The organism is Pseudomonas sp. GR 6-02 (assembly GCF_001655615.1).
Classification (GTDB): Bacteria; Pseudomonadota; Gammaproteobacteria; order Pseudomonadales; family Pseudomonadaceae; genus Aquipseudomonas.
Map to the genome: position 1 here is coordinate 5,714,954 of NZ_CP011567.1, position 15,743 is coordinate 5,730,696.

Annotated in this window: 20 protein-coding genes; 8 read left to right on the forward strand and 12 right to left on the reverse strand. The window is 61.6% G+C overall.

Annotation, left to right across the window (positions count from 1 at the left end; genetic code table 11):
• Nucleotides 1-21: 21 nt before the first annotated feature.
• The 9 genes from PGR6_RS25315 to nrdR all read right to left on the reverse strand — a co-directional run bounded on the left by PGR6_RS25315 (nucleotide 22) and on the right by nrdR (nucleotide 6,757).
• On the reverse strand, nucleotides 22-756 hold the full coding sequence (locus PGR6_RS25315; protein WP_064620650.1) for a transporter substrate-binding domain-containing protein: 735 nt from the start codon (nucleotides 754-756) through the stop codon (nucleotides 22-24).
• Nucleotides 757-778: 22 nt separating this feature from the next.
• Entirely contained in the window at nucleotides 779-1,282 is a 504-nt protein-coding gene (locus tag PGR6_RS25320; RefSeq protein WP_018925692.1) for a phosphatidylglycerophosphatase A family protein, read from the reverse strand.
• Nucleotides 1,279-2,244 carry a thiamine-phosphate kinase gene (gene thiL / locus PGR6_RS25325; RefSeq protein WP_064620653.1) on the reverse strand — a complete coding sequence of 322 codons (966 nt, stop codon included), beginning with the start codon at nucleotides 2,242-2,244 and terminating at the stop codon, nucleotides 1,279-1,281. The genes PGR6_RS25320 and thiL overlap by 4 nt, the downstream gene beginning before the upstream one ends.
• Nucleotides 2,245-2,267: 23 nt before the next feature.
• On the reverse strand, nucleotides 2,268-2,768 hold the full coding sequence (nusB, locus tag PGR6_RS25330) for a transcription antitermination factor NusB (RefSeq protein WP_007933632.1): 501 nt from the start codon (nucleotides 2,766-2,768) through the stop codon (nucleotides 2,268-2,270).
• Complete coding sequence (ribH, locus tag PGR6_RS25335; RefSeq protein ID WP_003228649.1) at nucleotides 2,765-3,241, reverse strand: 6,7-dimethyl-8-ribityllumazine synthase; 477 nt, start codon at nucleotides 3,239-3,241, stop codon at nucleotides 2,765-2,767. The genes nusB and ribH overlap by 4 nt, the downstream gene beginning before the upstream one ends.
• A gap of 91 nt (nucleotides 3,242-3,332) precedes the next feature.
• Complete coding sequence (ribBA, locus tag PGR6_RS25340) at nucleotides 3,333-4,424, reverse strand: bifunctional 3,4-dihydroxy-2-butanone-4-phosphate synthase/GTP cyclohydrolase II (RefSeq protein ID WP_018925690.1); 1,092 nt, start codon at nucleotides 4,422-4,424, stop codon at nucleotides 3,333-3,335.
• 16 nt (nucleotides 4,425-4,440) lie between these two features.
• The gene (locus PGR6_RS25345; RefSeq protein WP_064620656.1) at nucleotides 4,441-5,118 is read right to left on the reverse strand and encodes a riboflavin synthase; all 678 of its coding nucleotides are present in this window, start codon (nucleotides 5,116-5,118) and stop codon (nucleotides 4,441-4,443) included.
• A 44-nt stretch (nucleotides 5,119-5,162) separates the two neighbouring features.
• Nucleotides 5,163-6,296, reverse strand: coding sequence for a bifunctional diaminohydroxyphosphoribosylaminopyrimidine deaminase/5-amino-6-(5-phosphoribosylamino)uracil reductase RibD (gene ribD / locus PGR6_RS25350; RefSeq protein ID WP_018925688.1), 1,134 nt, complete (start codon nucleotides 6,294-6,296; stop codon nucleotides 5,163-5,165).
• The gene (gene nrdR, locus PGR6_RS25355; protein ID WP_007906838.1) at nucleotides 6,293-6,757 is read right to left on the reverse strand and encodes a transcriptional regulator NrdR; all 465 of its coding nucleotides are present in this window, start codon (nucleotides 6,755-6,757) and stop codon (nucleotides 6,293-6,295) included. The genes ribD and nrdR overlap by 4 nt, the downstream gene beginning before the upstream one ends.
• 116 nt (nucleotides 6,758-6,873) lie before the next feature.
• Here nrdR and PGR6_RS25360 point away from each other — a divergent pair, with 116 nt between their 5' ends.
• The 3 genes from PGR6_RS25360 (at nucleotide 6,874) to trxA (ending at nucleotide 9,057) form a co-directional block, all read left to right on the forward strand.
• Complete coding sequence (locus PGR6_RS25360) at nucleotides 6,874-7,338, forward strand: YbaY family lipoprotein (protein ID WP_018925687.1); 465 nt, start codon at nucleotides 6,874-6,876, stop codon at nucleotides 7,336-7,338.
• Complete coding sequence (locus PGR6_RS25365; protein WP_064620659.1) at nucleotides 7,335-7,991, forward strand: class I SAM-dependent methyltransferase; 657 nt, start codon at nucleotides 7,335-7,337, stop codon at nucleotides 7,989-7,991. Before PGR6_RS25360 ends, PGR6_RS25365 begins: the two co-directional genes overlap by 4 nt.
• Before the next feature lie 193 nt (nucleotides 7,992-8,184).
• Nucleotides 8,185-9,057: a thioredoxin gene (gene trxA / locus PGR6_RS25370; RefSeq protein WP_064620662.1), complete on the forward strand. Its 873-nt coding sequence runs from the start codon at nucleotides 8,185-8,187 to the stop codon at nucleotides 9,055-9,057.
• 15 nt (nucleotides 9,058-9,072) lie between these two features.
• Here trxA and PGR6_RS25375 read toward each other — a convergent pair whose 3' ends face one another.
• Complete coding sequence (locus PGR6_RS25375; RefSeq protein ID WP_018925684.1) at nucleotides 9,073-9,414, reverse strand: hypothetical protein; 342 nt, start codon at nucleotides 9,412-9,414, stop codon at nucleotides 9,073-9,075.
• A 135-nt stretch (nucleotides 9,415-9,549) separates the two neighbouring features.
• On the opposite strand from PGR6_RS25375, the gene PGR6_RS25380 reads away from it, so the two are divergent.
• From PGR6_RS25380 to PGR6_RS25400, 5 genes are all read left to right on the forward strand, one after another.
• Nucleotides 9,550-10,137 (forward strand): DUF2796 domain-containing protein, encoded by a 588-nt coding sequence (locus PGR6_RS25380; RefSeq protein ID WP_064620665.1) that lies wholly within the window; start codon nucleotides 9,550-9,552, stop codon nucleotides 10,135-10,137.
• Nucleotides 10,138-10,293: 156 nt separating this feature from the next.
• Complete coding sequence (locus tag PGR6_RS25385) at nucleotides 10,294-11,004, forward strand: ABC transporter ATP-binding protein (protein ID WP_019650853.1); 711 nt, start codon at nucleotides 10,294-10,296, stop codon at nucleotides 11,002-11,004.
• Between the two features lies 1 nt (nucleotide 11,005).
• Nucleotides 11,006-12,271 carry an ABC transporter permease gene (locus PGR6_RS25390; RefSeq protein WP_007933653.1) on the forward strand — a complete coding sequence of 422 codons (1,266 nt, stop codon included), beginning with the start codon at nucleotides 11,006-11,008 and terminating at the stop codon, nucleotides 12,269-12,271.
• Nucleotides 12,272-12,282: 11 nt separating this feature from the next.
• Entirely contained in the window at nucleotides 12,283-12,801 is a 519-nt protein-coding gene (locus PGR6_RS25395) for a DUF3299 domain-containing protein (RefSeq protein ID WP_018925681.1), read from the forward strand.
• Between the two features lie 223 nt (nucleotides 12,802-13,024).
• Complete coding sequence (locus PGR6_RS25400; protein WP_064620668.1) at nucleotides 13,025-13,723, forward strand: OmpW/AlkL family protein; 699 nt, start codon at nucleotides 13,025-13,027, stop codon at nucleotides 13,721-13,723.
• A 186-nt stretch (nucleotides 13,724-13,909) separates the two neighbouring features.
• Here the strand turns inward: PGR6_RS25400 and PGR6_RS25405 are convergent, their stop codons facing one another.
• Both PGR6_RS25405 and PGR6_RS25410 read right to left on the reverse strand, forming a co-directional pair.
• Nucleotides 13,910-14,839, reverse strand: coding sequence for an NAD-dependent epimerase/dehydratase family protein (locus PGR6_RS25405; protein ID WP_064620671.1), 930 nt, complete (start codon nucleotides 14,837-14,839; stop codon nucleotides 13,910-13,912).
• The gene (locus PGR6_RS25410) at nucleotides 14,832-15,716 is read right to left on the reverse strand and encodes a sugar nucleotide-binding protein (RefSeq protein WP_032833719.1); all 885 of its coding nucleotides are present in this window, start codon (nucleotides 15,714-15,716) and stop codon (nucleotides 14,832-14,834) included. Before PGR6_RS25410 ends, PGR6_RS25405 begins: the two co-directional genes overlap by 8 nt.
• Between the last annotated feature and the right edge of the window lie 27 nt (nucleotides 15,717-15,743).

Here is a 15,743-nt window from a genome sequence, read left to right on the forward strand (position 1 = left end):
CCGCGCCCGCATTGAACGTTTTCATTTCGAGCCGAACGGATAGGGCTGTTTCCAGCGTTCGAAGACCGGTTTCAGCTGACCGCTTTTTACCAGCAATTCCATACGCTGGTCGAACAGCACCATCAACTGCCGTGCCCGAGGGGTATCGGCGAAGCACAGGTACAGCGGTAAATCCGCGATGTGCGTGCGGCGGAACTGCGACGGATCCTTGGCTCGGCTGACGATAGAGTTAACCTCGTCCAGCGCGTCAATGTAGTAGTCGACGTGGTTGTGGATCAGCATCGGCAGAATCCCGGTACGCCGCGCGACTTCGTTATAGCGCTGCACGTTGGGCAGGTAAGCCTGGTACTTGTAGCCGCGTACCCAGGCCAAACGGTAATTGCCAAGATTTTCCGGGGTCGGCGCCGGATTGGTGGCCAGGCCCAGTGCATAGATCGGATCGGTATCGAAACTCCAGCGCGGATAGAGCACGTCACTGACTTCATCCCGATAGGCACCGACACACGCGTCCACTTCGCCACGCTGTGCCAGGCCCGTGGCGCGTGTATACGGTTCGATTCGAATATCCAGTTTGACGCCCGCAGGCTCGAACACTTCGCGCAACACGTCCCAGCCCAAACCACGACCATCGGCGGCGGTAAAGTCTTCCCACGCTTCGCTGGCCAGGTGAATCACGGACGGCGTCGTCGGTGCATCCCCCGCCTGGGCGAACGAGCAAAACGTCGCGAAAACCATCACCATCAACCAGCGGGCCATCTTTCGTCCTCGACTGTAGCCTTCAGGCGAAAAGCCAGACCAGCCCTTGCATCGCCAACCACGCGAACACCCCCGCAAGCACGTCGTCGAGCATGATCCCGACGCCACCGTGCACATGCCGGTCGATCCAGCGAATCGGCCACGGCTTGAGGATGTCGAAGAAGCGGAACATCAGGAACCCCGCCAGCAACCAATACCAACCTTGCGGCACCAACCACAGGGTGATCCACATCCCGACCATTTCGTCCCAGACGATGCCTTCATGGTCGTGCACGCGCAAATCGTCGGCGACCTTGCCGCACAGCCAGAAGCCGAACAGCATGGTGATGCCGAGCATCAGCCAGTAGCCCCAGTCGGGCAGCATCTGCCACAACGGAATAAAGGGTAACGCCACTAACGAACCCCAGGTGCCCGGCGCTTTTGGCAGGGTGCCCGAGCCGAAGCCGAACGCCAGGAAATGCCATGGATTGCGCCAGACCGACGGTGGTACGAACTCCGACGGAACCTGTTTGGGATGATCTGTCACGGTGTCTCCCGAAAATGTTGGTAACCCCGGATTGGCGGGGTGATGTCGTGTCCGTCGGCGTCCAGCAGAATCACGCCCTGCCCTGCAACCACCTGCCCGAGCACATGGATCGGCCAGCCGTCCGCCAGTAACGATGGCAACTCGGCAGGCGGCAAGGTGAAGGCCAGCACGTAATCGTCACCGCCACTCAGGGCAGCCTGCTCAGCGCCGGATTGACCGAGGAAAGCCAGCAGCGCCTTCGACAACGGCAGCCTGCTGCGCTCTACCCGAATCCCGACTTTCGACGCCAGGGCAATATGCCCGCAGTCGGCGAGCAGGCCGTCGGAGATGTCCAGCGCGGCGGTGGCCTTGCCACGCAAGGCCTGGCCCAACGCCAGTTGCGGTTGCGGCGACCAGTAGTGGGCCAGCAATGGATCGGCGATGGCCGCGTCCGCAGTCCGCTGGCCGAGCACCAGCGGCAATGCGCCCGCGCCGTTACCCAGTTCACCGCCCACACAGAGTAAATCGCCCGGCCGTGCGCCGCTGCGGGTCAACGCCAGACCGGTCGGCACCCGGCCGAACACGGTCATGGTCAGGCTCAACGGCCCGCGAGTGGTATCGCCGCCCACCAGTGCCACACGGCAATTCTGCGCCATGAGGTTCAAACCACGGGCGAACGCTTCCAGCCAATCGGAAGTCCCGGTCGGCAAGGTCAAGGCAAGGGTAAAGGCAACGGGGGTGGCGCCCATGGCGGCCAGGTCGCTGACGGCCACGGCCAGCGAGCGCTGGCCGAGCAGAAACGGATCGCAGGGGTCGGCGAAATGCACACCGGCCACCAGCGTATCGGTAGAAATCGCCAACTGCTCCCCGGGAGGAATAGCCAGCAAGGCGCAGTCGTCGCCGATCCCGAGGGCAACGCCTTCACCGCCCTGCGCGCAAGGCGCGGCGGCGAAGAAGTTGCGGATCAGCTCAAACTCACCCATGGCAATGGCAGTTCAAGCGCCAATCAGCGCTTGAACGCCTTCACTTCGGCTTCACGCAGACGCGGGGCCAGCTTGTCGAGCACACCGTTGACGAACTTGTGGCCGTCGGTGGAGCCGAAGACCTTGGCCAGTTCGATACCTTCGTTGATCACCACGCGGTATGGCACGTCGACACGCTTGAGCAGTTCCCATGTGGACAGGCGCAGAACCGCCAGTTCAACCGGGTCCAGCTCTTCGATGGTCAAGTCCAGGCAAGGCTTGAGCGCGGTGTCGATCTCGGTCTTGAACTGCGGAACCCCGTGCAGGATTTCGCGGAAGTACGCGCCATCGACATCGGTAAAATCGTTATCGACCCGGAACTGCGCTTCGATCTCGTTCAGCGACTGCTTGGCCATATGCCATTGGTACAGCGCCTGGGTCGCGAGCTGACGGGCTTCGCGACGCTTGGCGCTTTTCGATGGCTTGCCGGCATCCGCAGGCTTTGGATCGCGCGGGTTGAAACGATCGCTATCGTCGCTAATCACTTGGCCTCCAACTGCGCCAGCAGGCTGACCATTTCCAGAGCGGACAGGGCAGCTTCAGCACCTTTGTTACCGGCCTTGGTGCCGGAACGTTCGATGGCTTGTTCGATGGAATCAACGGTCAGTACGCCGAAAGCGACCGGTACGCCGAACTCCATGGACACCTGGGCCAGGCCCTTGGTGCACTCGCCAGCCACGTATTCGAAGTGCGGAGTACCGCCACGAATGACCGCGCCCAGGGCGATGATTGCCGCGAACTCGCCCTTCTGAGCGACTTTCTGCGCAACCAGCGGGATTTCGAAGGCGCCAGGCGCACGGATGATGGTGATGTCGCTTTCGCTCACGCCATGGCGAACCAGGGCATCAACTGCACCGCTGACCAGGCTTTCAACCACGAAGCTGTTGAAACGGCCCACTACCAGAGCGTAGCGGCCTTTAGGGGCGATGAAGGTACCTTCGATGGTCTTCAGGGTCATTCGTTAGATCTCTTAAAGAGCCGGGACGCGTTTTCTACGCATCCCTCAGTGATGTGTTAGCCGCGAATCAAGGACTGGAAACAACCGGTCATTATTCGGAGGGCACGTATTCTACAACTTCCAGATCGAAACCGGATATCGCATTAAATTTCATCGGCGCAGACATCAGGCGCATTTTACGCACGCCCAGGTCCCGAAGGATCTGCGAACCGGCACCAACGATGCTGTAGGTGGTCGGCTTTTTCACTGCGCTGTGGTCGGCGGTTTCGCGGATGTGCGCCAGCAACACGTCGCCATCGAGCGGGTGACCGAGCAACAGCACCACACCGCTGCCAGCCTCGGCAACCGCGGCCATGGCGGCGCGCAGGCTCCAGCGGCCCGGTTGCTTGACCATCAGCAGGTCACGCAGCGGGTCCATGTTGTGCACCCGAACCAGGGTCGGTTCTTCGGCGCACACGTTGCCCAGGGTCAGGGCCATGTGCACGTCGCCTTCCACCGAATCACGATAGGTCACCAGGTTGAACTGACCCAGTTCGCTGTCCAATGGCTGCTCGGCAATCCGCTGAACGGTACGTTCGTGGATCATCCGGTAGTGGATCAGGTCGGCAATGGTGCCGATCTTGATGTTGTGCTCGGCGGCAAACGCTTCGAGTTCGGCGCGACGGGACATGGTGCCGTCGTCATTCATCACTTCGCAGATCACACCGCTCGGCTCGAAACCGGCCATGCGCGCAAGGTCGCAGGCCGCTTCGGTATGGCCGGCGCGGGCCAGGGTGCCGCCGGCCTGGGCCATCAGCGGGAAGATGTGGCCGGGGCTGACGATGTCTTCAGCCTTGGCGTCTTTGGCGGCAGCGGCTTGTACGGTACGCGCACGGTCGGCCGCGGAGATACCGGTGGTCACGCCTTCGGCGGCTTCGATGGACACGGTGAACTTGGTGCCGAAGCCGGAACCGTTGCGTGGCGCCATCAATGGCAGCTTGAGCAGTTCGCAGCGCTCGCGGCTCATTGGCATGCAGATCAGGCCACGGGCGTGCTTGGCCATGAAGTTGATGTGCTCAGCCTTGCAGCACTCGGCGGCCATGATCAGGTCGCCTTCGTTCTCGCGGTCTTCGTCATCCATGAGGATGACCATCTTGCCTTGGCGGATGTCTTCAACCAGTTCTTCGATGCTATTGAGCGCCACAAGGCACCCCCTTGAGTCAGGATTTGAGGTAGCCGTTTTGGGCCAGAAAGCTTTCAGTAATAGTGCCGCCAGACTTCTGCGAAGAGCCAGGCTCAGCAGCTTTGTCACCCAGCAGCAGGCGCTCCAGATAACGGGCCAGCAGATCGACCTCCAGGTTCACCCGGCGACCTGGCTTGTAAGAAGCCATGATGGTTTCACTCAGGGTGTGCGGAATGATCGTCAGCAGGAATTCGGCACCATCGACCGCGTTCACCGTCAGGCTGGTGCCGTCGACGGTGATCGAACCTTTATGGGCGATGTACTTGGCCAGTTCTTTCGGCGCACGGATGCGAAATTCCACGGCGCGGGCATTGTCGGTGCGCGAGACCACTTCGCCGACACCATCGACGTGACCGCTGACCAAGTGCCCACCGAGGCGGGTGGTCGGGGTCAGGGCTTTTTCCAGATTCACTGGGCTGCCGCTCTTGAGGTCATTCATGGCGGTGCAGTCGAGGGTTTCGCGACTGACGTCCGCCGCAAAGCCATTGCCCGGCAGTTCAACCGCCGTCAGGCACACGCCGTTGACGGCAATGCTGTCGCCCAGTTTGACGTCGCTCAGGTCGAGCTTGCCGGTTTCTACGTAAACCCGCACATCTCCGCCTTTTGGGGTCAATGCACGAATACTGCCGATGGATTCGATGATGCCGGTAAACATGGAGTCCTCCTCGAGAACAGGGCCTTCTGGGCTGCAGCCGGGAATTATACGCTGACCGTTGGGACAGGTATGGCAATGACTCGCCAGTCATCGCCAACCGCGCGGATTTCGGTAATTTTGAGCTCGGGCGCATCTTTCATCTGCGCCAGCGGCCAGTCCAGCAACGGTCGCGCCGTGGAGCCGAGAAACTTGCCGGCAATGAAAATCTGGAACTCGTCCACCAACCCTTGCTGAGCAAACGCCCCGGCCAGACGCGGACCGGCTTCGACCAGCACCTCGTTGACGTCACGGGCAGCCAGTTCAACCAGCAACTTGCGCAGGTCGACCTGGCCATCGTCGCCCGCCACGATCAGGCACTCCGGACCGTTGGCGTATTGCTCTTCGATCGCCATGCACGTCGCAACCAACGCCGGACCAGCCTTGAAAAACGGCGCGTCCAGCGGCACCCGCAGGCGACCGTCGATCAGCACGCGCAGTGGCGGACGGCTCATGGCCAAGGCGGTTTGTTCGGGATCGAGGCCCAATTCATCGGCACGCACGGTCAAGCGGGCATTGTCCGCCAGCACCGTGTCGGCGCCGGTCAGCACCACGCTGGCCTGCGCGCGCAGCCGTTGTACCGCCGAGCGCGCCGCCGGGCCGGTAATCCATTGGCTCTCGCCGCTTTCCATCGCTGTGCGACCGTCGAGGCTCATGGCCAACTTGACCCGCACGAACGGCAAGCCGTGTTCCATGCGCTTGAGGAAGCCTTCATTGAGCTTGCGCGCCTCACCTTCCAGCACGCCGCTTTCGGTGGCGATTCCCGCCTGGGCCAGACGTTGCAGACCGCGACCGGCAACTTCCGGGTTCGGGTCCTGCATCGCCGCAACGACGCGCGCCACACCGGCATTCACCAGCGCATCGGCGCAGGGCGGTGTACGTCCGTGGTGGCTGCACGGTTCCAGGGTCACGTAAGCCGTGGCGCCTCGCGCCTTGTCACCGGCGGCACGCAAGGCGTGGACTTCGGCATGGGGCTCGCCGGCGCGCACATGCCAGCCTTCGCCGACAATCTGCCCGTCACGCACCACCACGCAGCCAACCCGCGGGTTGGGGTGCGTCGTGTAATGACCTTTGCGCGCCAGTTCCAGGGCACGGGCCATGTAATGGGCGTCGAGGATGGCTTGTTCCGGGGAGGTGGTCATTCTTTCACCGGTTCACGGGCGAGGCGATCGATCTCTTCGCGGAACTCGTTGAGGTCCTGGAAGCGTCGGTACACCGAAGCGAAGCGGATATAGGCGACTTCATCAAGCTTTTTCAGCTCGGCCATCACCAGTTCGCCGACCACGAGGGATTTGACCTCGCGCTCACCAGTGGCGCGCAGCTTGTGTTTGATGTGCACCAGCGACGATTCCAGGCGCTCGACACTCACCGGGCGCTTCTCCAGCGCTCGCTGCATGCCGGCACGAAGTTTTTCTTCGTCGAACGGCTGGCGACTGCCGTCGGTTTTGATCAGGCGCGGCAACACCAGTTCAGCGGTTTCGAACGTCGTGAAGCGTTCGCCGCAGGCCAGGCATTCACGCCGGCGGCGCACCTGTTCGCCCTCGGCGACCAGACGCGAGTCGATGACCTTGGTGTCGTTGGCACCGCAGAAGGGACAGTGCATGGTGGCAGGCAACAAAAAATGGGAGGGCCATGGTAGCGCATCCCCGTGGCAAGACAAGCCATAGGGTTTGCGGTATACAGACGGGCTATAATGTTTTCACCTTGCTGGAGCCGCCAATGTCGTTACGACCGCTCGTTTTGCTCAGTCTTTTCAGCCTGCTGGTGGCCTGTGGCAGCGATGCACCCAAGCCCCAGCCACCAACACCAGGCCCAGCGCCGCAACAGGCGCAGAAGAAAGCCAAGGCGTCTGCCGAGCTCGGCCCGCTGCCGGCTTACCAACGTGAAATCAGTGGCACCCTGATGGGCGTGCCGGCCGACGCCGAAGTCGAACTGGCGCTGCTGGTGATCGACGAAAAGGATCGCCCGCAACAATTGCTCGCCAGTGCCAACCTGATCGGCACCAATCAGGTGTTGCCGTTTCGCCTGCGTTTCAACCCTGAATCCTTCCCGGTTGGCGCTCGCGTTGAACTGCGCGGCCGCGCTAGCCAGTCCGGGCAGTTGATTCTGCATCTGCCGGCGCAACTCATCACCCAGCCGACGACCCAGGCCCTGGGTCAGTTGCAATTCGTCAAAGCGCCATGATTGCACCGCTCGACCTGCAACAGGCGTTGGGTGAACTGCTCGGTGACGCACAGCTTGTAGCCTGTGCATTGCCGGGCACCGAGCTGAAACTCTGGCTGATCGACGGCGACAACATGGATCGCGCCTTCAGCCCCGAAGAAACCCGGCGGATTCTCCACGAGCCGCCGTACTGGAGTTTCTGCTGGGCCAGTGGGCTGGCCGTGGCCCGCTATCTCGCCGAACACCCGCACTGGGTCGTAGGCAAACGGGTGCTGGATTTCGGCGCCGGTTCCGGCGTGGCTGCGATTGCGGCCGTGAAGGCCGGGGCGCTGGAAGTGGTGGCCTGTGACCTGGACCCGCTGGCGATTGCCGCGTGTCGGGCGAACGCCGAACTCAATGATGTGCAGCTGCGCTACTCGACGGATTTTTTCGCCGAAGCGGATCGATTTGATCTGATTCTGGTGGCCGACGTGTTGTACGACCGGGAAAATCTGCCGCTACTCGACGAGTTTCTCAGCCGTGGCCGGGAAGCGTTGGTGGCGGATTCACGGGTGCGGGATTTTCGCCATCCGCTGTATCAGCGCATCGAGATGCTGCAGGCGATGACCTTGCCGGACCTGGCCGAACCCGAAGAGTTTCGGCATGTGAGCCTTTACCACGCGCGGCGCGGTTAGCAAAAAGCTTCGCGGGCAAGCCTCGCTCCTACAGGGTTGGGTGGCGATTTCGAAATCAGCGCGGACCTGTAGGAGCGAGGCTTGCCCGCGAAGACGTCCTGCCTGGCAGCACATCACTCAATGATCACCCCGCTTTCAGCCGCCCCCCACCAAGCCTTATAGTGGCCTCATCCACGCTTTTACGAGATCCCCCATGAGTCAGGAAACGCCGTACATCTTCGACGCCACGACTGCCGATTTCGACCAGTCGGTGATCGAGAACTCTTTCCACAAACCGGTACTGGTGGATTTCTGGGCCGAATGGTGTGCGCCGTGCAAGGCCTTGATGCCGATGCTGCAAACCATCGCCGAGAGCTATCAGGGTGAGTTGCTGCTGGCCAAGGTCAACTGCGACATCGAGCAAGACATTGTTGCGCGTTTCGGCATTCGCAGCCTGCCGACCGTGGTGCTGTTCAAGGACGGTCAGCCAGTGGACGGTTTTGCCGGTGCGCAACCGGAATCCGCTGTGCGCACGATGCTCGAACCTCATGTGCAAATGCCGCCTCCAGCCGCCGCCGACCCGTTTGAACAGGCTCAGGCGCTGTTCGATGAAGGCCGTTTCGCCGACGCCGAAGCCACGCTCAAAATCTTGCTGACTGAAGACAACACCAATGCCAAGGCACTGATCCTCTACGCCCGCTGCCTTACCGAGCGCAGCGAGCTGAGTGAAGCGCAAACCGTACTCGACGCGGTCAAGACCGACGAACACAAGGCCGCGCTGGCCGGCGCCAAGGCGCAGATCCAGTTTCTCGGTCAGGCCAGGGATTTGCCGGATGCGGCAGACCTGAAAGCACGCCTGGCGAAAAACCCGCAGGACGATGAGGCGGTCTATCAACTGGCGATCCAGCAACTGGCCCGTCAGCAATACGACGCGGCGCTGGATGCATTGCTGAAACTGTTCATCCGCAACCGCAGCTACAACGAAGGCTTGCCACACAAGACCTTGCTGCAAGTGTTCGAACTGCTGGGCAACGATCACCCGTTGGTGACCACGTACCGTCGCAAGCTGTTTGCCGCGCTCTATTAAGCTCTTTTTTGCGGCTTACTCGATCCAGCTGTAGAGCGGTGTATCCCCGCCGCTCACCACTTTGACATCTGCGCAGTGGCGCAAGCGCACCAACAAGCGCTTGCCCGCCGCTGCGCTGCCGGTCAGCCCTTCCAGTTGCTCCAGCAAATCCGGCCCACTCAATTGCCTGGCCTTGCGCAGCAATTCTTTGGCAATCTGCCATAGCGCATCATCCTGATTCACCGGTTTGACCGGTGTTGCACTCGCCTCGGGTTTGGCAGCCTGCAACTGCGCACCGAGCTGCGCCCAGTCGCCCTCATCCAGTTCAAGGGTCAAATCCACCGGCCAGTCGCCGATGCTTCCGCGTATTCGCAACATAAGTCTGCTCCAGCACATACCTGACTCGCATGCTCCCATGGGTCTTGCACAACGCCAAGCAGACGGTCAAACTCTCGGCACTTTCGTTATAAGATTACATAACAAATTTTTCATTTTACTTTTCGGAGACCCGTCATGCGCCGTCTGCTGCTCGCTTTGCCGTTTGCCTTGTTACCGCTGGCTGTCGCCCACGCGGCTGTCGAGCAAGATCACGACCATGAGCACGGCAGCCTCGGTGCCCACGAACACGGCGTCGGTCGCTTGAATGCGGCGCTGGACGGCCAGACCCTGGAGCTGGAGCTGGAAAGCCCGGCAATGAACCTGGTGGGGTTCGAGCACGCCGCCACCACCGATGCCGACAAGGCCAAAGTCGCCGCCGTCCGTGCCCAGCTGGAAAAACCACTGACACTGTTCAACCTGCCGAAAGCCGCCGGGTGCGTGGTCGCGACCCAAGAACTGGAAAGCCCGTTGTTCGGTGACAAACCGGATGCCGACGATGAGAATGAAGAAGCCAAGGACGGTCACGAGCATCAACATGATCACAGCGAAATCCACGCCCGTTACCAATTCAGCTGCTCGGCCCCGGGCGCGCTGAAGACCCTGGACCTGGCGACTGTCTTCAACACGTTCCCGGCTACCCAGAAGATTCAGGTACAACTGGTCAGCCCGAGCGGGCAGCAAGGGGTTGAGGTGACGGCCAAGGCGGCTGCCCTGAAATTCTGATCCGACACCAATCCTGTAGGAGCGAGTCTTGCCCGCGAAAGCGATCTGTCAGTCAACATCTCTGTTGGATCTACTGGCCTCTTCGCGGGCAAGCCTCGCTCCTACAGGGGGTAATGTTGAATGTGAAGTCGAGACAAACCTCATGAAATCGGCGCCATGACCCAAGCACTCATCGAATTGTCCGACCTGGGCTTCAGCTGGCCCGGTCACCCGCCGCTGCTGGACATCCCGGCGTTTCGCCTGGAGCCTGGTGAAACCCTGTTCCTCAAAGGCCCCAGCGGCAGCGGCAAGACCACCCTGCTCGGCTTGCTCGGCGGTGTGCAAAAGCCTGATCGCGGCAGCATCCGGCTGCTCGGCCAGGAATTGACCGAACTGTCTGCCGGGGCTCGCGACCACTTCCGGGTCGATCACACCGGCTACATCTTCCAGCAGTTCAACTTGCTGCCGTTTCTGTCGGTGCGGGAGAACGTCGAATTGCCCTGTCACTTCTCGAAACTGCGCGCCGAGCGGGCGAAACAGCGCCACGGCAGCGTCGATCAGGCCGCCGCCACCCTGCTCGCCCATCTGGGCCTGAAGGACGAAAACATTCTGGGCCGCCGCGCCGATTCACTGTCCATCGGCCAGCAGCAGCGGGTCGCTGCCGCGCGTGCACTGATCGGTCAGCCGGAACTGGTGATCGCCGACGAACCGACCTCGGCCCTGGACTACGACGCTCGCGAAAACTTCATTCGCCTGTTGTTCGCCGAATGCCGCGAAGCCGGCTCGAGCCTGTTGTTCGTCAGCCACGATCAGAGCCTCGCGCCGCTGTTCGATCGCCACCTGTCGCTGGCCGATCTCAATCGCGCCGCCACCCCGTCCGAGGTTTGAGATGTATTTGTTTCGTCTAGCCATGGCCAGCCTCGCTAACCGTCGCTTCACCGCGATCCTCACCGCGTTCGCCATCGCCCTGTCGGTCTGCCTGCTGCTGGCGGTGGAGCGGGTGCGCACCGAGGCCAAGGCCAGTTTCGCCAGCACCATCAGCGGCACCGATCTGATCGTCGGCGCGCGTTCCGGCTCGGTGAACCTGCTGCTGTATTCGGTATTCCGCATCGGCAACGCCACCAACAACATCCGCTGGGACAGCTTCGAGCAGTTCGCCAACAACCCGAAAGTGAAGTGGGCGATCCCGATGTCCCTCGGCGATTCCCATCGTGGTTATCGGGTGATGGGCACCACTGAGGCGTACTTCGAGCATTACCAGTATGGCCATCAACAGCATCTGGAACTGGCCGACGGCCGTGCCTTCGCCAGCGATCCGTTCGAAGTGGTGCTCGGCGCCGAAGTGGCCGACGCGCTGCACTACAAACTCGGCGACAAACTGGTGCTGGCCCATGGCGTGGCGGCGATCAGCCTGGTCAAGCATGACGACAAACCGTTCACCGTGGTCGGCATTCTCAAACGCACCGGCACCCCGGTGGACCGCACGCTGCACATCAGCCTCGGCGGCATGGAAGCGATCCACATCGACTGGCACAACGGTGTACCGGCGCGGGGTAACGGTCGGGTCAGTGCCGATCAGGCGCGTAACATGGACCTGACGCCGCAAGCGATCACCGCGTTCATGCTCGGCCTTAACAACAAGATTTCGACCTTCGCGCTGCAACGTGAAATCAACGAATTCCGTGGCGAACCGATGCTGGCGATCCTGCCGGGTGTGGCGTTGCAGGAGCTGTGGAGTTTGATGAGCACGGCGGAAAAAGCCTTGTTCGTCGTCTCGCTGTTCGTGGTGCTGACCGGGTTGATCGGCATGCTTACGGCGATTCTCACCAGCCTCAACGAGCGGCGCCGGGAGATGGCGATTCTGCGTTCGGTGGGCGCGCGGCCATGGCATATCGCGACTTTACTGGTGCTGGAAGCGTTTGCCCTGGCGCTGTCGGGAGTGATTGCCGGCGTGGCGCTGCTGTATGTGGGCATCGCCGTGGCGCAGGGTTACGTGCAGTCGAATTACGGTTTGTACCTGCCGCTGGCCTGGCCAAGCGAATATGAATGGACGCTGCTCGGTGGCATCCTGATCGCCGCGCTGCTGATGGGCAGCGTGCCGGCCTGGCGCGCTTATCGCCAATCCTTGGCCGATGGCCTGTCGATCCGCCTGTGAGGACGTTGAACATGCCCCGCGCTCTGCTTGCGCTGTTGATGCTGGTTGCTCTGCCGCTGTGGGCGGCCGAGCCGAAAGACCTGACCTGGTCGGAAATGATCCCGCCGGATGCCCCGCCGGAAGTGCCGAACATGACGCCACTGCACGACCTGTCGAAGATGAGCGACGCATTGTCCGCGGAGTCGGCCCCGGCCGCCAAACAGGACATGCCGAACGCGCCGGTGGTGAAAAGTCTCGATGGCCAGAACATTCGCTTGCCGGGGTACATCGTACCGCTGGAGGTCAGTGAAGAAGGCCGCACCACGGAGTTTCTGCTGGTGCCGTATTTCGGCGCCTGCATCCACGTACCGCCTCCGCCGTCGAACCAGATCGTGCACGTCAAAAGCGAAGTCGGCGTGAAGCTCGATGAGCTGTACCAGCCGTACTGGGTCGAAGGTGCGTTGCAGGTCAAGGCGTCCACCAGCGAATTGGCGGATGCCGGGTATCAGATGGAGGCGCAGAAGATTTATGTGTATGAATTGCCGGAGTGAACACCGGTAGTTCGGTGTTGAATGAAAGGACGCCTTCGCGGGCAAGCCTCGCTCCTACAAGGCAATGTTGAACCTGTAGGAGCGAGGCTTGCCCGCGAAGAGGCCCTCGAAGGTTCCGCAAAAATCTGGGCCATCACTGTTTCGTTGAGCTGAGTCAAAAGACCGTATCAGTTGGATCCCTACCATTGGACATCAAGCATTTTTAACGTCCTTTGGAGCCCCCATGCACAAGTCCCTGCTCAGCGCTTCGCTGCTTGCCCTCGCGCTCGCAGCCCCGCTCACCCATGCCCATGAGGCTGGCAATATCATCGTTCGGGCCGGTGCGATCACCGTCAATCCGACAGCCGACAGCTCCAGCGTCAAGGTCGATCAAGGCCCGCTGAAGGGCGCCGACCTGGGTGGCAAGGCCACCATGAGCAGCGACACGCAACTGGGCCTGAACTTCGCCTACATGATCACCAACCACCTGGGGATCGAACTGCTCGCGGCCTCGCCGTTCGAGCATGACGTGAAGCTCAAAGGCACCGCGCTCGGCGCCGCCAACGGCAAACTCGGCACCCTGAAACACCTGCCGCCGACCCTGAGCCTGGTCTACTATCCGATGGATGCCAAGTCCGCATTCCAGCCGTATGTCGGCGGCGGGATCAACTACACCTGGATCTACGACGAGCACGTCAGCAGCGAAGCCAGCGCCAATGGCTTCAGCAACTTCAACGCGAAAAACTCCTGGGGCCTGGCCTGGGAAGTCGGTGCCGACTACATGCTCACCGATAAGGTGATGATCAACGCCCAGGTGCGCTACATCGACATCGACACCCGTGCCACCGTGGAAAACAACGCCGTGGCTCCGGGCACCCGCGCACGGGTGAACGTGGACGTCGATCCGTTCATCTACATGGTCGGTCTGGGTTACAAGTTCTAAGCAACATGTGATCAGCTTTTGTGGCGAGGGAGCTTGCTCCCGCTGGGCTGCGAAGCAGCCCCAAGATTGATGGCGACTGCTGCGCAGTCGAACGGGAGCAAGCTCCCTCGCCACGGAACTGCATCGGTCATATTCGACACACAAAAAAGGCGCTTCAAGGCGCCTTTTTCACAACTGTGTAAAACCTCAGCGCCCCAACAACCGCGCCAGGCCAACGCTCATCGGCGTCTGCTCCGGGTAGGTGAACCGCTCCAGCAAACGCCGGTTATTCGCTCGTGAATGGCGGATGTCACCGGAACGCGCCGGGCCATAGCTAACGGGCGGCAGCTTGCCCACTACGGCTTCAAGGGCTTCAAGCGTCTGCTTGAGAGTCGTCGCCTGATTCCAGCCGACATTCACCGCGCCGACCTCAACCTGCGGTTTCTCGATGGCTTGCACCAGCACGTCCACCAGGTCTTCGACGTAGACAAAATCCCGAGTCTGCTCGCCATCCCCGAACACAGTGATCGGCAAGCCTTTCTGCGCGCGCTCGCTGAAAATGCTGATCACTCCGGAGTACGGCGAGGACGGATCCTGGCGCGGGCCAAAGATGTTGAAGAAGCGGAAAATCACCGGCTCCAGACCATGCTGGCGGCGATAGAAATCGAAGTAATGCTCGCTCGCCAACTTGTCCACCGCATACGGCGTCAACGGTGCCTTGGGCGTGTCTTCGTCGATCGACTCGCCCTCGCCATTGTTGCCATAGACCGCTGCGCTGGACGCGTACAACACGCGTTTGACACCGGCCTGACGCATGGCCTCGCAGACGTTCAGCGAGCCGATGAAGTTGCTCTGGTGAGTTTTCACCGGGTCATCCACCGAAGCCTGCACCGAAGCCACCGCGGCCAGATGCGCCACCGCGCTGCAACCGAGCATCGCCTGCGCCACCAGGGCGGCATCAGCGACATCGCCTTCGATCAGTTCGACGAGGGGATTGTCCATCGGCAGGTTGCTGCGCTTGCCGGTGGACAGGTCATCGAGAATTCGCACCGAATGACCTTTGGCAAGCAAGGCATCGGTCAGGTGCGAACCGATGAAACCGGCGCCGCCGGTGATTAAAACAGGGCCGTCAGCCATGGCGATAAAACCTATCCAGTAAGCCCGGGAGTGCCGCGCGCCAGGCGCGGGGCTTGATCCCGAAGGTGTGCAGAATTTTCTTGCAGGCCAGCACTGCGTGTTGCGGTTCTTCGGCAGCGTCGGGCCGCGCGGCGTGAGCCTGGGCGGTCGGCGCTTCGATGGCCAGCGGATGCAGGGCGCGCGCTTCAGTGAGAATCGCCTGCCCCAGTGCCAGCGGTGTGGTCGCCTCATGCCCGGCGTAGTGGTAGGTGCCCCACAGCGGCGCAGCACAATCGAGTTGCTTGAGCACCGAAATGATCACTCGGGCAGCGTCGTCCACCGGCGTCGGATTACCGCGACGATCATCCGCCAACAGCAGTTCTTCAGCTTTCTCGGCCCGGGCGAGGAATCGCCCGAGGGTGCCCTCGGGGCTGTCATCGAGCAACCAGCCGAAACGCAGCAACACATGCTGTGGACAAGTGGCGCGCACGCTTTGCTCGATGCGCCACAAAGCTTGACCGCGCAGGCCCAACGGTACCGGTTCGTCTTTTTCGCTGTAGGCGGTCGCCCGGGAGCCATCGAACACGCGATAACTCGACGGTTGCACCAGCACGATGTTGTGATGCTGGCACAATTCGGCCAGACGCTCGATGGCGCGCTCCTGCCCGGCCAGACGCTGTTCGCTGACGGTCTCCGCCTGGAACCAGTCGAAATAGTAGGCGAGATTGATCAACGCATCCGGACGGGTATCGTCGAGCAGTTGCGTCAGGCTCGCGGCGTCCCAGCCGTCTTGTGGTGGGCGGGGGGCGAGGAAACCGATGTCTTCCTCCGCACCGAGGCGAATCAGCGCCTGCCCAAGGGCATTTCCGCCGCCCAGTAACATAAGGCGCATTCGCATAGAGTCAGCAGGCCCAGTCTGATTGGA

What these genes read in the sequence shown, in the direction of transcription:
- PGR6_RS25385 (WP_019650853.1), top strand. Translation starts at nt 10,294, where the DNA reads ATGACCCAAGCACTCATCGAATTGTCCGACCTGGGCTTCAGCTGGCCC.
- PGR6_RS25365 (WP_064620659.1), top strand. Translation starts at nt 7,335, where the DNA reads ATGATTGCACCGCTCGACCTGCAACAGGCGTTGGGTGAACTGCTCGGT.
- thiL (WP_064620653.1), bottom strand. Translation starts at nt 2,244, where the DNA reads ATGGGTGAGTTTGAGCTGATCCGCAACTTCTTCGCCGCCGCGCCTTGC.
- PGR6_RS25375 (WP_018925684.1), bottom strand. Translation starts at nt 9,414, where the DNA reads ATGTTGCGAATACGCGGAAGCATCGGCGACTGGCCGGTGGATTTGACC.
- ribD (WP_018925688.1), bottom strand. Translation starts at nt 6,296, where the DNA reads ATGACCACCTCCCCGGAACAAGCCATCCTCGACGCCCATTACATGGCC.
- PGR6_RS25410 (WP_032833719.1), bottom strand. Translation starts at nt 15,716, where the DNA reads ATGCGAATGCGCCTTATGTTACTGGGCGGCGGAAATGCCCTTGGGCAG.
- PGR6_RS25380 (WP_064620665.1), top strand. Translation starts at nt 9,550, where the DNA reads ATGCGCCGTCTGCTGCTCGCTTTGCCGTTTGCCTTGTTACCGCTGGCT.
- PGR6_RS25390 (WP_007933653.1), top strand. Translation starts at nt 11,006, where the DNA reads ATGTATTTGTTTCGTCTAGCCATGGCCAGCCTCGCTAACCGTCGCTTC.
- PGR6_RS25395 (WP_018925681.1), top strand. Translation starts at nt 12,283, where the DNA reads ATGCCCCGCGCTCTGCTTGCGCTGTTGATGCTGGTTGCTCTGCCGCTG.
- PGR6_RS25315 (WP_064620650.1), bottom strand. Translation starts at nt 756, where the DNA reads ATGGCCCGCTGGTTGATGGTGATGGTTTTCGCGACGTTTTGCTCGTTC.
- trxA (WP_064620662.1), top strand. Translation starts at nt 8,185, where the DNA reads ATGAGTCAGGAAACGCCGTACATCTTCGACGCCACGACTGCCGATTTC.
- PGR6_RS25360 (WP_018925687.1), top strand. Translation starts at nt 6,874, where the DNA reads ATGTCGTTACGACCGCTCGTTTTGCTCAGTCTTTTCAGCCTGCTGGTG.
- PGR6_RS25345 (WP_064620656.1), bottom strand. Translation starts at nt 5,118, where the DNA reads ATGTTTACCGGCATCATCGAATCCATCGGCAGTATTCGTGCATTGACC.
- PGR6_RS25405 (WP_064620671.1), bottom strand. Translation starts at nt 14,839, where the DNA reads ATGGCTGACGGCCCTGTTTTAATCACCGGCGGCGCCGGTTTCATCGGT.
- nrdR (WP_007906838.1), bottom strand. Translation starts at nt 6,757, where the DNA reads ATGCACTGTCCCTTCTGCGGTGCCAACGACACCAAGGTCATCGACTCG.
- PGR6_RS25400 (WP_064620668.1), top strand. Translation starts at nt 13,025, where the DNA reads ATGCACAAGTCCCTGCTCAGCGCTTCGCTGCTTGCCCTCGCGCTCGCA.
- ribH (WP_003228649.1), bottom strand. Translation starts at nt 3,241, where the DNA reads ATGACCCTGAAGACCATCGAAGGTACCTTCATCGCCCCTAAAGGCCGC.